The 12,667-nt window shown below is 66.7% G+C and carries 13 protein-coding genes; 5 read left to right on the forward strand and 8 right to left on the reverse strand.

Annotation, left to right across the window (positions count from 1 at the left end):
* Positions 1-7: 7 nt before the first annotated feature.
* Genes QM841_RS09460 through QM841_RS09480 form a run of 5 tightly spaced genes read left to right on the forward strand, consistent with a single transcriptional unit; the run spans position 8 to position 5,407 of the window.
* Complete coding sequence (locus QM841_RS09460) at positions 8-1,561, forward strand: sugar ABC transporter ATP-binding protein (protein WP_283331795.1); 1,554 nt, start codon at positions 8-10, stop codon at positions 1,559-1,561.
* On the forward strand, positions 1,554-2,552 hold the full coding sequence (locus tag QM841_RS09465; protein ID WP_283331797.1) for an ABC transporter permease: 999 nt from the start codon (positions 1,554-1,556) through the stop codon (positions 2,550-2,552). The genes QM841_RS09460 and QM841_RS09465 overlap by 8 nt, the downstream gene beginning before the upstream one ends.
* On the forward strand, positions 2,549-3,562 hold the full coding sequence (locus tag QM841_RS09470) for an ABC transporter permease (RefSeq protein ID WP_283331799.1): 1,014 nt from the start codon (positions 2,549-2,551) through the stop codon (positions 3,560-3,562). Before QM841_RS09465 ends, QM841_RS09470 begins: the two co-directional genes overlap by 4 nt.
* Positions 3,559-4,581: a sugar ABC transporter substrate-binding protein gene (locus tag QM841_RS09475; protein ID WP_283331800.1), complete on the forward strand. Its 1,023-nt coding sequence runs from the start codon at positions 3,559-3,561 to the stop codon at positions 4,579-4,581. Before QM841_RS09470 ends, QM841_RS09475 begins: the two co-directional genes overlap by 4 nt.
* A gap of 25 nt (positions 4,582-4,606) precedes the next feature.
* On the forward strand, positions 4,607-5,407 hold the full coding sequence (locus tag QM841_RS09480) for an SDR family NAD(P)-dependent oxidoreductase (protein ID WP_283331801.1): 801 nt from the start codon (positions 4,607-4,609) through the stop codon (positions 5,405-5,407).
* 553 nt (positions 5,408-5,960) lie between these two features.
* Here the strand turns inward: QM841_RS09480 and QM841_RS09485 are convergent.
* The 8 genes from QM841_RS09485 to QM841_RS09520 form a co-directional block, all read right to left on the reverse strand.
* Positions 5,961-6,203 (reverse strand): gas vesicle protein GvpG, encoded by a 243-nt coding sequence (locus tag QM841_RS09485; protein WP_283331803.1) that lies wholly within the window; start codon positions 6,201-6,203, stop codon positions 5,961-5,963.
* Between the two features lie 4 nt (positions 6,204-6,207).
* The gene (locus tag QM841_RS09490) at positions 6,208-6,984 is read right to left on the reverse strand and encodes a GvpL/GvpF family gas vesicle protein (protein ID WP_283331804.1); all 777 of its coding nucleotides are present in this window, start codon (positions 6,982-6,984) and stop codon (positions 6,208-6,210) included.
* Positions 6,984-7,367 (reverse strand): gas vesicle protein GvpJ, encoded by a 384-nt coding sequence (gene gvpJ / locus QM841_RS09495; protein ID WP_280783769.1) that lies wholly within the window; start codon positions 7,365-7,367, stop codon positions 6,984-6,986. The genes QM841_RS09490 and gvpJ (QM841_RS09495) overlap by 1 nt, the downstream gene beginning before the upstream one ends.
* On the reverse strand, positions 7,364-8,896 hold the full coding sequence (locus QM841_RS09500) for an SRPBCC family protein (protein WP_283331805.1): 1,533 nt from the start codon (positions 8,894-8,896) through the stop codon (positions 7,364-7,366). The genes gvpJ (QM841_RS09495) and QM841_RS09500 overlap by 4 nt, the downstream gene beginning before the upstream one ends.
* Before the next feature lie 6 nt (positions 8,897-8,902).
* Positions 8,903-9,553 (reverse strand): hypothetical protein, encoded by a 651-nt coding sequence (locus QM841_RS09505; protein ID WP_283331807.1) that lies wholly within the window; start codon positions 9,551-9,553, stop codon positions 8,903-8,905.
* Positions 9,554-10,708: 1,155 nt separating this feature from the next.
* Positions 10,709-11,503 (reverse strand): GvpL/GvpF family gas vesicle protein, encoded by a 795-nt coding sequence (locus tag QM841_RS09510; protein ID WP_283331808.1) that lies wholly within the window; start codon positions 11,501-11,503, stop codon positions 10,709-10,711.
* Entirely contained in the window at positions 11,500-11,817 is a 318-nt protein-coding gene (gene gvpJ / locus QM841_RS09515; protein ID WP_280783773.1) for a gas vesicle protein GvpJ, read from the reverse strand. Before gvpJ (QM841_RS09515) ends, QM841_RS09510 begins: the two co-directional genes overlap by 4 nt.
* A gap of 292 nt (positions 11,818-12,109) precedes the next feature.
* Positions 12,110-12,571, reverse strand: coding sequence for an SRPBCC family protein (locus QM841_RS09520; protein ID WP_280783774.1), 462 nt, complete (start codon positions 12,569-12,571; stop codon positions 12,110-12,112).
* Positions 12,572-12,667: the final 96 nt, after the last annotated feature.

Consider the following 12,667-nt stretch of genomic DNA (forward strand, 5'->3'; position numbering starts at 1 on the left):
GCCCTCCGTGACCTCACAGATTCCCGCTTCGTCACCCGCTGCCATCGAGGCGACCGGGGTCAGCAAGCACTTCGGCGGTGTGCACGCGCTCAAAGACGTGAGCATCCGCATCGACTCCGGTACCTGCCACGCCATCGTCGGCGCGAACGGCGCCGGCAAATCCACGCTGATGAAGGTGCTCGCCGGCCTCTACAGCCCCAACGAGGGTCAGGTGCTGGTCTCCGGGCAACCGCTGTCCGGGGGAACCGTAGCGTCCAAGGCCGCCGGCATCGCACTGGTCCATCAGGAACTGAGCCTGTGCCCGGACCTCACCGTTGCCGAGAACATCTGCGTCGGAACCACTCCCACCAAACACGGACTCGTCGACCGCAAAGCCATGCGCTCGATCGCCGCCGCACTGTGCGCGCGGCTGGGCGTGAACATCGACCCCGACACCCTCGTCGGTCAGCTGCCGGCGACCCTGCAACAGTTCGTCGAGATCGCCAAGGCGTTGCGCCTGGACCCGCAGATCCTCATCCTCGACGAGCCCACCGCCTCCCTGACACCCCAGGAGACCGACCAGCTGCTCGAACTGCTCGAGTCCCTGCGCGATCAGGGTGTGACCATCGTGTACATCTCGCACCGGCTGCGGGAGATCTTCGAACTGTGCAGCCGCGCCACCGTGCTCCGCGACGGCCGCCTGGTCGAGCACCTCGACCTCGCCGAAACCACCACGGATCGGCTGGTCGAAAGCATGGTCGGGCAGAAACTGCTCGACCAGGAACAACACGAGCGGGAAGAGAAAACCGACTCATTCGGTGAGGTGGTGCTGTCCGTCGACAACCTCTGGGCGCCGGGGGTGTTCGGCACCAGCCTCGAGGTCCGTGCCGGCGAGGTCCTCGGTCTCGGCGGTCTGATGGGCTCGGGCCGCAGCGAACTGGTTCGGGCCATCCTCGGCCTCGAACCCCGCTCCCGCGGATCGGTCACCCTCAGCTACGACGGCCACCGCCGCACCATCAGTTCCTACCGCTCCGCGGTCCGGTCCGGCGTCGCCTTCGTCCCGGAAGACCGCCGCACCGAAGGGGTGCTGCTGGCCCGGTCGGTGCGCGAGAACCTGGCGCTGCCCTCGCTGACCGCGCTGAGCCGGTTCGGACAGATCCGCACCAAGGCACTGAAAAAGATGGCCACCGGCCTCGCCGGCGAGGTCAACCTGCGCCCCGCCAACACCTCGGCCACCGTGAAACTGCTCAGCGGCGGCAACCAGCAGAAGGTCGCTTTCGGCCGGTGGCTGCCCACCAATCCGCGATTGTTCGTCCTGGACGAGCCGACCGCCGGCGTCGACGTCGGAGCCAAGGCCGAAATCCACGAACTGGTCCGCAACCTCACCGCGAAGGGCACCGCCGTCATCGTCGTCTCCTCCGACCTCGAGGAACTGCTGTCGTTGTCGGACCGGATCGCGGTCCTGCGTGACGGCACGATCACCGGCGAACTGTCCGCCGCCGAGGCCGACCAACAGGCCATCGTCCGGCTCGGCACCCATCACGACACCACGCACCAACGCAAGGAAGCCGCACATGTCTGACACCCAGATCGCGCCCGCAGGGAAGGTCGCACCTTACGTGCCGCCCCTGCGGCGCAAATTCGATGAGAACCCCACCGCCATCGTGGTCACCGGGGCGCTGATCGCACTACTGCTGTTCGCCGCGGTCGGACTCGACGGTTTCTGGTCCGCACAGAACCTCGGCACGCTGCTGCGTAACAGCGCCTTCCTCGGATTCGTCGCACTGGCAATGACGTTCGTGGTCGTCTCGGGCCTGATCATCGACCTGTCGGTGGTGCCGCAAATCGCCCTCGCCGCCATCGTCGTGATCGCGTTGAGCCCGCACGGCATCGCCGTGGCCGCACCGGCCGTGATCCTGGCGTGCCTGGGGTTCGCGATCGTCAACGGCATCGGCGCCGGACTGATGCGCGGCAACGGAGTCATCGTCACCCTGGCCACCGCCACCGCCGGCATGGGCGTGCTCAACTACATCACCGGTGGGGCCCAGTACTCCGGAAACACCACGCTGCTGTCGTGGATCGGCAACGCCTCCGTCGCCGGCATTCCGGTGGTGTTCCTGATCTTCGCCGTCGTGGCCGTGCTCGCCCACAACCTACTCTCCGCCACCAGCTTCGGGTACTCGCTGCGGGCCACCGGCACCAACCGCGGTGCCGCCCGGATCGCCGGCCTGAACACCACCCTCACCCTCACCCTCACCTTCGCCGTCTCCTCGCTCGGGGCCGCCGCGGCGGGCATGGCGCTGGCCGGCTACAGCTCGAGTGCTGTCTCGACGATGTCCGCCGGCTACGACTTCAACGCCCTCGCCGCCGTTGTCATCGGTGGCACCAGCCTCTTCGGCGGCCGCGGGTCGATCCTGGGCACCGTCCTCGGTGTCGCGTTCGTCCAGGTGCTGCTCAGTGTGCTGTCCCTGGCCGGGTTGCCGTTCCAATGGCAACAGTTCGTGCAGGGCTTCATCATCGTCGCGACCCTCGCGGCGGACGCCATCCTGCGCCGACGTGGAGGTCTCAAATGAACGGCCACACTCTTCTGACCCAGTTCAAGAGCTGGACCGCATTCCGGGCGGTGATCCTGCTGGCCCTGGTCGTCGTGGTGCTGCTGGCGGTACAGCCAACCGCACTCGGCTCCTACGGCATCGCCCTGTCCCGCATCGTCGACGTGTGGCTGGTGGCGATCGCGCTGGTCCCGGTCCTCGTCCTCGGCGAGATCGACCTCAGCGTCGGATCGACCATGGCCGTCACCGCGGCCGTCGCCGCGCAGGTCTCCGGCAACCTCGCCGTCTCGATCCCCCTCGCGCTGATCACCGGTGCGGTGGTGGGACTGATCAACGGTCTCCTCGTCGTCAAGGTCGGCATCAACTCCTTCATCACCACCCTCGGCATGCTGATCACCCTGCAAGGTCTCGCCCTGGCGATCACCGACGGCGCCCCGGTGCCGCTGCAGGACTCCACCCGGGCCCTGGAATTCAGCGTCCCGCTGATCGGGCAGATCACCCCGGACATCATCATTGCCGTCGCCGCGACCGCCGCCCTGTGGTTCTTCATGACCAAGATGCGTACCGGCCGTGAGCTCTACATCATCGGCGGCAACGCCGAAGCCGCGGCGTCGGGTGGGATCTCGATCGACACCCGCAAGATCCTCGCCTTCATCATCTGCAGCTGCGTTGCCGGCCTCGCCGGTGTCGTCGACACCCTCAACCTGGTCGCCGCCTCACCCACCCTGGGATCGACGGTGATGCTGCTGGCGATCGCGGCCGCCGTCGTCGGCGGTGCAAGCCTTTCCGGTGGCCGCGCCAGCGTGATCGGCGCCGTCATCGGGGCGGTCGCACTCGGCGGCATCAGCATCGGCCTGCAGATGAGCGGGCTGGACTCGAGCGTCGAGAGCATCGCCATCGGCGCGATCCTGTTCGCCGCGATCGTCTTGACCAAGGAGGGTGTGCGGGCCCTGCGGCTGCCGTCGCTGCTCGGTCCCCTCACCGGTGCATCCTCGGACCACACAGCTGCCGCAGCAGGAAAGGCACGATGATGGCGCACAAGAATTCACTGTTCCGCCGGGCCGCACTCGCGATCGCCGTCTGCGCGGCCACCGTGCTGACCGGCACCGCGTGCGGCGCTCCCGGCGCGGCAACCGACAACGAGGACTGGCCGACCATCGCTTTCCTCGTGCCGATGGACCGCAACCACGAGTACGGCCGCAACTACGTCTCGTCCCTGCGGAAGGCAGCCGAAGAACACCACGTCAACGCGTTCGTGATGAACTCGAACTACGACGCCTCGGTGCAGGCGTCGCAGATGAAGATCGCGATCGCCAAGAAGGTCGACGGCATCGTCATCTGGCCCGCGCTCTACGGCGCCGAACAGCCGATGCTGATCCAGGCCCAGCGGGCAGGAATTCCGGTCGACATCAGCAACTCCCAGCCCCCCGAGGACCTCGACACCAGCCTGTACCACGCGTTCACCGGACCGAACGACCAACGAATCGGCGAACTCCAGGGCAAGGAACTCGCGAAGCTGCTCGGCGGCAAGGGAACCTACGTCTACATCGGCGGCACCCCGGGCAACGCGGCCGCGATCAACCGTCAGATCGGCCTCGAACGCGAGATGGCCAACCACCCCGACATCAAGCTCCTCGGCTCCCAGCCGGGCAACTTCGACAAGAACCAGGCCCAGACCGCAGGGAGCTCACTGATCAGCCGATTCGGCAACCAGATCGATGCCCTCGTCACCCCGGACGACATCATGGCCTCCGGCGCCGCCCAAGCCCTCGACGCCGCGGGGATGGCCGGACAGGTCAAACTCCTCGGCCATAACTATGCCCCGGTCGCCCGGTCCCTGCTCGAGAACGGCTCCATGGCGACGACACTGTTCCAGTCACCATGCTGGGACTCCACCCACGCCCTGACCACCATGATGGACGTCCTCGCAGGCAAGGACGTGCCGCCGGTCAGCTACATGCCGCTGCCGGTGGTCACCAAGGACAACCTCGACGAGTTCACCCCCAACGGCTGCCTGCCCGAGGGGTACTCCGAACCCGCCACCAACTAACGACCCACGCCCGAGAGGAAACACGATGGAAACCGGACTAGGGGACAAGGTCGTCGTCATCACCGGCGCCGGCTCCGGAATCGGAGCCGCATCCGCACGCGCCTTCGCCGCGGAAAACGCCCGCCTCGCCCTGCTCGACCGCGACCGGCACGGTCTCGACATCCTCGTCAAGGAACTCGAGCAGGTCACCGAGGTGCACTACGCCGTGGCCGATCTGAGCACCGAGACCGGAGTGACCGGCGGCCTCGACGAGGTCCTCGCCCCTTACGACGGCCGGGTGGACGTATTGTTCAACAACGTCGGCGCCGGCAGCCTGGGAACCTTCGACAGCCTCACCGACACCGACTGGGTCTCCACCCTCGAACTGAACTTCCTCAGCCAGGTCCGCGCCGCCACCCACGTGCTGCCGGCCATGCGGGCCGCCGGACGCGGTGTCATCGTCAACAACGCCTCGGACCTGGGCCGCCAGCCGATCGCCGCCGGACCGGACTACGCCGCGTCCAAGGCAGCCATCCTGTCGTTCACCAGCTCGCTGGCCATCAGCGAAGGGCCACTCGTGCGAGTCAACGCGGTCGCACCCGGGCCGATCCTCTCGCCGATGTGGCTGATGGAGGGCGGCCTCGCCGACACCTTCGCCGCCGTCCACGGCGTGCACCGCGACGAGTCCATCGACGTCGAGATGAAACATCGCGGACTTCCCTTGCAGCGCATCGGAACTCCGGAGGAAGTGGCCAACGTGGTGGTCTTCCTCGCCTCCGACCTCGCCTCGTACGTCACCTCCTCGGTGTACGGCGTCGACGGCGGATCATTCCGCAGCATCACCTGACCCACAGCGCACACGCGCACCGAATCGGGGCCTGCCAGAACATCGACAGGCCCCGATTCGTCGTGTCGCCACCTTCCTGGGCTGGGTTCTGCGCTCCACGCCGCCCTCCCGATATCTACTCTCACTAAAGTTGTGTGCGCATGGCGAACCGGCTCGTCCGCTCGGTCCGTGCTACTCCGCGATGTCGTTTCGACCGCGTCCGCGTGAACGCGGAACCCCGCAGGACTGAACGATTTACGGTTCACGCAAACGTTGCTCGTCCATACCGGCTCGCTGAGCGCATCGACTGACCGACGGTCGAGGACGGGAGGGTCGGATTCTTGCCAGGCGTGACCTGCACGAGAAGTGTGTTGACAACCACGGACGCACCCGCGCCATTGCCGCCGCCATCAGCACCGGTCTCGCGCGCGGTGACGATCCTGACAGTATCGAGGAACCGATCCGGTGCGCCGAACCGGCTGGCCTTCCCCTCACACTCTGGCAAGGCTGGCAGCCGTCTTTCGTTTCCGCCGTTGCGGCGGATCGGGTCTCGGTGCTGCCGTGTTTGCCCTACTCAGTCAGGGATGGATTCACCACCGCCCGTCATCTGGTCGAGGATCGCCTGCTGCGCCTGCATCTCCTCTTCCTCGGTGATCTCACCACGTTCCCGGGCCTCCTCGAGTTCCTCGAGCGCCCGGCGGGCACGCGCCGGATCGTGCAACTCCTGCTCGACCTGCCGCTGGATCAACTCCGCCAGCGAGATCACCCCTTTGACCGGTTGCAGCGGCAAGGTGACGATGAATGAGAACAGACCCATGCCTTCAGCCCTGCCCCTCAGGCTTCGGGGTGACCACGAAGTCGTATGCCGCTTGCGGTCCGAGCAGTTTCATCTCCACCCGCCCGTCCCACTCCTGGACCAGCTCACTGAGCACCTGTTCGAGCTCGTCCTGACGCTCGACGTCGGCGAGCAGCGCCACCTGCACGGCCTCCTCCTCGTGCGTGGGTTCGCGCACGTTCACGGAAGAGGCGAGGTCGTCGAGCGCCTCGACGACCCTGCGGGTGTCCTGTTCGCGTTTGGCTGCGATCGCGTTGCTCACCAGTTCCCCCAAGGCCATCCGTGCCTGCCGGCCCGCGTCCTCCGACTTGTCGCGGATCTCCTCGCGCAGCGCCGCCGCCTGATCGTCCTCGTCGAGGATCTCCCGCAGGATCGCCTTCTCCACGTACCGGCCCTTCACGATGTACTGGGCCTTGCCCGCCAATTGCTCGAGCGCAGAACTGAACTCGTCCGCGTGCGCCGAGAGCAGTTCCTCCTGCACGGCGTCGGCGCCACTGAGCACCGCACCGAACCGCAGCGGTAGCACCGGTGCCACCCCGGCCACCCCGTCCAGCAGGTCCGCATGCGCCCGCAGGTCCCCGGGCGCCCCGAGCGCCCGATCCACCGACAGGCCGCTCACCAGGGCGGCAATGTCACCCTGAGTGATCACCTCCACGGTGCCGTCCGCGACCCCGGTCGCATCCTCGGCGACCTCGACGTCGGCCGGGACGATGCCGTAGACATACACGCCGGTCGTCTTCTTCGTCTGCTCCGAGGTGGCCATCACCGGTCACCTCGCGTCGACCTGCGCGACACTCGTTCTCGCTCTGGTTCTTCCTCTTCCTCCCCGCCCCCGAGGAGGCCGCCGAGCTTCTCCCCCGCCGATTCGAGCGCCCCCTTCGTCTTGTGCTTGGCACCGCCCTCGGTGGCACCCGAGACGATCTCGGACAGCCCCTTCGGCTCGCTGCCGATCTCGAGCCGGTTCACCGCCTCCGCGAACCGCAGGTAGGTGTCGACGCTGGCGACGACAACGCGGGCGTCGATCGTCAGCAGTTCGATGCCGACCAGCGAGACCCGCACGTACGCGTCGATCACCAGACCCTTGTCGAGGATGGTGTCGATGACGTCGGCGAGACTGCTCGAGCTGGGTCCACCGGCCGTGGTCATGCGCGTGCTCCTCTCCTACGCCGCGGCGTTGCCTTCTTCGCTGCGGTCTTCTTTGCAGGGGTCTTCTTCGCTGTGGTCTTCTTCGCTGCGGTCTTCTTCGCTGTGGTCTTCTTTGCGGGGGCCTTCTTTGCGGGGGCCTTCTTCGCGGGGGCCTTCTTCGCGGGGGCCTTCTTTGCTGCGGCCTTCCGGGGACGACGCCGCCGCGGCTCGGGACGCCGGCGCGGCGCGGGCTCCTCCTCGGGTTCTTCCTCCTCGTCCTCGGCGGTCTCTTCCTCCGGCTCCTCGTCCTCGTCCTCTCCGGTCTCGTCCTCCGGCTCCTCCTCCTCGTCCTCCGGCTCCTCCTCCGCCTCGGCGGTGTCTTCCTCGGGTTCGTCCTCGTACTCGTCGGTCTCGTCCTCGGGTTCCTCCTCCTCGTACTCGGCGGTGTCTTCCTCCGGCTCCTCCTCCGCCTCGGTGGTGTCTTCCTCGGGCTCCTCCTCGTCCTCGTACTCGCCGGTCTCGTCCTCCGGCTCCTCCTCCGCCTCGGCGGTGTCTTCCTCGTACTCGCCGGTCTCGTCCTCCGGCTCCTCCTCCTCCTCGTCCTCGCCGGTCTCCTCCTCCGGCTCCTCCTCCTCGTACTCGTCGGTCTCGTCGTCAGCTGGTTCCTCGTTGTTGTCCTCGGCATCCTCGGGTTCGACTACCTTGCCGTCCCGGATCTCCCCGCGCCAGCCCTCCACCTCGTCAGGATGGAGAACGGCCTGCGTCATGACATGGCGTGCAAAGTGTTTCAATTCCAGCCGTGCTCGTCGCCCCTGTGCACGCCACAGGTTTCCCGTCTTCTCGAACAATCCCTTCGGGTGATACTCGAGGATCAGAACGATGCGGGTGAGATCGGGAGTCACCTCGTGGAACGTCACCGCCCCGTCGATGAAACCCTTGGCACCCTTCGAACGCCACACGATCCGCTCATCCGGGACCTGCTCGATGATCGACGCTTCCCAGGTCCGGTGCGACAAGAAGATCTGAGCCTTCCACTCGAGCTTCTCGTCCGCCTCCTGCTCCACCCGCTCGACCTTCTTCATGAAGGAGGGAAAGTCGGCGAATTGGGTCCACTGGTTATACGCCAGTTGGACCGGGACACCGACATCGATCGTTTCGACGATATTGGTCAACTTGAGCTTCTTGCCCTTACCGCCACCGCCACCACCGGTGACCGCGTCCTTCACATCCGACGCCGTCTCCTTCACCTTGTCGGTCAGCCCGGAGAACAGTGACTTGCCGTCGCCCTTCTCGTCCCCGTTGCCGTCACCCTGCTGCTCTTTGCCGGTGACCGCGGACAGCAGGCTGCCGCCGCCGCCCTCGGCGTAGTCGGTGAGCCGGCCGGACGCACCCTGCACCTTGTCGGACACGGTGGACATCGCCTTGTCGGTCACGGTGCCGAGCAGGCCCTGCGCCGCCTTCTTCAGCGGTGACAGCGATGCGGCCTCACCGGACGCACCGGACACGTTCTGGCGCAGCTTCTTCGCCGCGCTGTCGAGATTCGAGGTCATCGCTGATCACTTCCGGGTGCGTCGTCGTACGGGTACAGAATCGGTCGTCGCCTTCGCGCGCGTCCTGCGGGCCCTGGCTCGGGCCAGATCGTCTTCCTCGTCGTCGTCCTTCGACGACCGCGACCGGGACCGGGTGGGCCGGGAACTACCGCCACTCGACGAGCGGCGGCGCGGGGCCGGCCGCCTCCGGCCGCGGGGCGCCTGTTCGGAATCGTCGTCACCGGTCTCGTTGTCGCCCTCGTCATCGGGTTCGCCTTCGTCTTCCGCGTACGCCTCGCCCTCGTACTCGTCCTCGGGTTCCTCGACACGGGCCCGCTTGGACTTCTTCTTCCCGCCCACAGCCTTGCCGAGGCCGCCGACCAGGTCCTCACCCGACTCCAGCCGGGTGTTGAGCGAGTCGATGCGCTGGCTGGCCGCAGTCACCGCGGCCGCCTTCACCGCGTTCATCAACTCCTTGCGCACCGTCACACCGAGCTTGGCGACCTCGGGAGAATCGGCGAGCAGCTTGCGGCCCTCGTTGAGAACACCCAGCGACCCGGTGGGAAAACGTCTGCTGGCTCCGAACCCGGCGAGCATCAACGCCAGCTTCATCTTGTGCGTACGGCCCAGCATGTAACCGGCACCCACCGCCATAGCCATCTGACCCTTGCCTGTCATCGCCCAACCCCTTGTTGTCGAGAAGATGTGGTGCACCTCGGCGCCGGCGTCGGCGAAAAGGATGGGGGCCGTGGTCGGTGGGTGGTGCCTTCGTTCCCGCCGACTACCCCGGGCTGGCGACACTCAATCTGCGCGAAGCCCTCGAGTTCCGGGAGGGCGGAGGCGAACGCGCCGTCGTGTTCGGCGAGCAGTTCGTTTCGTCACCGCGTCACGATCGGACAGGACCGCACCGAATGACCGTGGGATCTGCCGGTCCTCGGGATACCCGTGTACCGCGGTTGTCTGTGGGTACCCGCTGAATACGCTGCCCGCGCCGCGAAGGCGGACCGGGCAGCCAGCCCCGCTCCGGCCGCCGAACCCCTTCGGCCGGCGGGGCGCCCCGTCGCGAGCGGACCGAGGTCGAGTGCTCGCCCACCCCGACCTCGGCCGCGCGCGGCCACGGCCCTCTCACGTCGTGGATCACGCAAATACACGCGAGAAGCACATGCGCCGACTTTTGAAGTCACCCCCATTTCCTAAATCGATTGCCCAGGAACATCATGGGCGGTTGTTAAATTCATAATGTGATAAATTCGCTTTTCGCGAAACGCTCCTCGTTCTGAGCGCGATAGGCATCGCAAGCGGGGATCGACGATCCCGTGGATTCAGCACCAGGAAAGGCGCGGATTCTTATGGGTTTGCAGGAATCGACTTCATCGTCCCGTTCGAGGTAGGTGGCTGAGCGCCGCCTTCGGCGACGGCATCGGACCGAGTAATCAGGCCGCGGTGGCCCGGCTCACCTGAGGGCGTCCGGGCCACCGCCCTGATCAGCACGATCACCGGCCAGGTCCCCCTGTCCTGACCGCCATCCTAGGCCGTGAGATGGGGCTCGGTCTGCGGGGGGTGCTCGGTCGGCGGGCGACCGGGCAGTCGAGTCGACATTGCCTCCCCGAAATCGGGCCGGTCGAACACGGAATAGCCTTGCGCGAAGCGTGGTTCGAGAAGGTGGGCCTCCTAATGTCTACACAAGTTTTGCCAACATCGGATATCCGAGAGTCCCGTGTCTGCATATTCATCTCACCGTGCACGAGAGTGACCGGTCTCGGAAATTCCCGGCCGCATGGACAAAGGAGGTGAACACCGACTCTTCGAATCCTGCACGCCGGAGATCCTTCGTCAGTCCTCCCGCTTCGGTCTCACCACAAAGTCGTAGGGGGCCGTGGGACCGAGCACCCGCATGGTGACCCGGTTGTCCCAGCGTGCGGCCAGGTCCCCGACCGTCTGCTCGAGTTCCTCTTGTCGGTCGACCTCGAAGAGAACCGCGATCTGCACGGCATCCTCGTCGTGGGTGGGTTCGCGGACGGTGACGGTGTCGGTCAGCGGTGACAACGCCTCGAGCGTGGTGCGGGTGTCTGTCTCCCGCGTGTCCTCGAGGCTGTGGCCGATGAGCTCGCCCAGAGGAATCCGGGCATCGCGGGTGAGCTCCTCGGGCTGGTCGCGGATCGTTTCGAGCAGTGCGGACGCCTCCGGGCTCTCGTCGACGATCTCCCGCACGATGCTCTCCTCGACGTAGCGGCCCTTGATCATGTATTGGGCGAAGCCCTCGAGCTCATTGAGGGCGGAGGCGAACTCGTCGTGATGTTCGGCGAGCAACTCGCGGATTACCGCGTCACGATCTGACACGACTGCACCGAACCGCAGCGGCAGCACCGGGGCGACGTGCGCGGTGCCGTCGAGAATGTGGGCGTGGGCCTGCAGGTCCGCGGGGGCGCCGAGGCGTTGGTCCGGGTCGATCTCGCTGACCAACGCCGCGATGTCGCCGTGTTTGACGATCTCGATCGGGGCATCGTGGACGCCGGCGGCGTCCTTCTCGGGTTGCACGTCCGCGGGCACGATGCCGTACACGTAGATCACGGCCGCCGAAGCACCCTCGTCGGTGTCGTGGTCGGCGGTGTCGTCGGCGGAGGTCATTTCCGCCTCCGGCGGGGTGCCGGTTCGCGGTCGCTTCCGGATCCGCCGAGCAGCTCACCGAGCGTCTCCCCCACGCCCTCGAGGACGCCCTTGGTCTTGGACTTCGTACTGCCGCTGCCCTTGACGTCGGACACGAGGTCGGACAGGCCCTTGGGTTCGCTGCCGATCGCCAGTCGGTTCGCCGCCTCGGCGAAACGCAGGTAGGTGTCGACGCTCGCGACCACGATGCGGGCGTCGATGACCAAGCCCTTGTCCAAGATGGTGTCGATGACGTCCGCCAGGCTGCTCGAACTCGGACCGCCCGCTGTGGTCATCGCTTCGCTCCTCGCTCCCCGCCACCACCCACCCCGGAACTTGTCGTGTGCGGTCCGCTCGGCGCCCCGGCCGGGCTCGCCCCCGCGCGGGCATACCCCGAAAACGGATGCCCGCGCGGGAACTACCGGACTTCCCGCAACGGCCGCAGTTCGATCCGCCAAAACCGCTGGAGCCTGGGCGATTCGGCCCGTACGAAACGGTCCGACCCCAACCGAGACTGGTAGCCGCTGCCGATGACCACGCCCCCACGGGGCCGTGGCGGTTTGGAGGGAGCACCTCTTCCGGGTGTTGTCAGGGGGTGGGGCGGTCGACGTCGCCGCGCCAGCCGCCGGTTTCGGCGCCGCGCTCTTCGATGAAGTGCTTGAACTTCTTCATGTCGGCCTTGACTCGGTGGCTGAGGACGCCGAGTTTGTCGGCGGCGTTCTCGACGAACCCGTCCGGGTCGATGTCCATCTGCGCGGTCACCCGGGTGTGGGCGTCGTCGAGACGGTGGAAGGTGATCACCCCGGCATGATCAGGGCCGGCGTCCGAATGCCATGCCACCCGCTCGTCCGGATGCTGTTCGGTGATGGTGGCATCGAACTCACGGATCTGCCCTGCGATATCGAGAACCCAATGCGTGTGGGTGTCGTCGAGCTGACGGATCTCTCGCACGCCCTCCATGAACTTCGGGAACGTCTCGAATTGCGTCCACTGGTCGTAGGCGACCCGGACCGGAACATCGACGTCGACCTCTTCGGTGATTGTGCTCATGCCCCCTCGCGTACCCGGCTCTCGCCGATCCCACACGAAAGCCGCGTGCATTCGGACGGACTGGGTGCCCACGGGGACGCCCACAGGGTTGGCGTG

Source organism: Rhodococcus sp. IEGM 1307 (genome assembly GCF_030056915.1).
In the GTDB taxonomy this organism is placed as follows: Bacteria; Actinomycetota; Actinomycetes; order Mycobacteriales; family Mycobacteriaceae; genus Rhodococcus_F; species Rhodococcus_F opacus_D.

Bases quoted from the DNA above. Each gene is read 5' to 3' on its own strand.
- QM841_RS09480 (WP_283331801.1), top strand. From the start codon at position 4,607: ATGGAAACCGGACTAGGGGACAAGGTCGTCGTCATCACCGGCGCCGGC.
- QM841_RS09485 (WP_283331803.1), bottom strand. From the start codon at position 6,203: ATGGGTCTGTTCTCATTCATCGTCACCTTGCCGCTGCAACCGGTCAAA.
- gvpJ (WP_280783769.1), bottom strand. From the start codon at position 7,367: ATGACCACGGCCGGTGGACCCAGCTCGAGCAGTCTCGCCGACGTCATC.
- QM841_RS09500 (WP_283331805.1), bottom strand. From the start codon at position 8,896: ATGACCTCGAATCTCGACAGCGCGGCGAAGAAGCTGCGCCAGAACGTG.
- gvpJ (WP_280783773.1), bottom strand. From the start codon at position 11,817: ATGACCACAGCGGGCGGTCCGAGTTCGAGCAGCCTGGCGGACGTCATC.
- QM841_RS09490 (WP_283331804.1), bottom strand. From the start codon at position 6,984: ATGGCCACCTCGGAGCAGACGAAGAAGACGACCGGCGTGTATGTCTAC.
- QM841_RS09520 (WP_280783774.1), bottom strand. From the start codon at position 12,571: ATGAGCACAATCACCGAAGAGGTCGACGTCGATGTTCCGGTCCGGGTC.
- QM841_RS09475 (WP_283331800.1), top strand. From the start codon at position 3,559: ATGATGGCGCACAAGAATTCACTGTTCCGCCGGGCCGCACTCGCGATC.
- QM841_RS09510 (WP_283331808.1), bottom strand. From the start codon at position 11,503: ATGACCTCCGCCGACGACACCGCCGACCACGACACCGACGAGGGTGCT.
- QM841_RS09465 (WP_283331797.1), top strand. From the start codon at position 1,554: ATGTCTGACACCCAGATCGCGCCCGCAGGGAAGGTCGCACCTTACGTG.
- QM841_RS09470 (WP_283331799.1), top strand. From the start codon at position 2,549: ATGAACGGCCACACTCTTCTGACCCAGTTCAAGAGCTGGACCGCATTC.
- QM841_RS09505 (WP_283331807.1), bottom strand. From the start codon at position 9,553: ATGACAGGCAAGGGTCAGATGGCTATGGCGGTGGGTGCCGGTTACATG.